Source organism: Vibrio sp. YT-19(2023) (assembly GCF_033337395.1).
This window is the reverse complement of sequence record NZ_JAWOQN010000200.1, coordinates 1-967: the sequence shown is the minus strand read 5'-3', so window position 1 is coordinate 967 and position 967 is coordinate 1. Positions and strand designations below refer to the sequence as shown.

The following is a 967-nucleotide window of genomic DNA, read 5'->3' as shown; positions in this document are numbered from 1 at the left end:
GTTGCAAGAAAAACTCTTTTTACGTGCTTTTACCAATGAAACCTACCTTTGGTACGATGAAGTACCGGATAGAAACCCAAGCTTTTACAGTAGTGTCATCGCTTATTTCCACTCACTCGTGACTTCTGAAACAACTGCAACTGGAAAAACGAAAGATCGCTTTCACTTCGCTATTCCTTATGATGATGAAATGAAATCCTCACAATCGGGATTGGTTGCTGGGTTTGGATTTAATTGGTCGTTCATTCAAGCGACAGAGCCTCGAGACGTTCGTATTTCTTATACGGAAGACAACTCTCCAGCCGCATTAAACGGTATTGTTCGTGGAGATAAGTTAATAAAGATTGGCTCAATCGATGTGGTTAATACTTCAAACAACGCAGAAATTAATACGATTAATACCACGCTATTTAGTCCAGAAATAAATAAAGAGTATTCGTTTACATTTGAAACCGTAGATGGATACAGAAAGTCAGTAATACTGAAAGCCGCAGATGTTGCGACTTCTCCGGTTCGTAATGCGAAAGTCATCGAGCACAACGGTAAAAAAGTCGGTTACCTGCAATACAACTCGTTCGAGCCAAGCGCACAAACACCGCTCATTAACGCCTTTAATAAATTGGCAGAAGCTCAGGTTGATGAAATTGTTATCGATTTACGATACAACGGCGGCGGTTTAGTACTGCAATCTTCTCAAGTGGGATACATGCTCAGCGGCGCGGATAAAAATCGTGTCTTTAGTGAGCTGATTCACAACGATAAGATCATGAAAACCATACCTAATGGCGACAATGTATACCCATTTACTAACGTAGCCATCGACTGGGCAGCAGGCAAGTTCTCAGACCAAGTGTTGCCTACTCTAGGCAAGCAGCAAGTTTATGTGCTGACCTCTGGCGGTACTGCCTCTTCAAGTGAATTACTGATGAATGCACTGCGCGGTATTGATGTTAATGTTATCCAAATT

1 protein-coding gene is annotated in these 967 nt (G+C 41.8%); it reads left to right on the top strand.

The features are described from left to right. On the top strand, positions 1–967 hold a 967-nt coding region (locus R7E78_RS24860), incomplete at both ends, for a S41 family peptidase (RefSeq protein ID WP_318058440.1).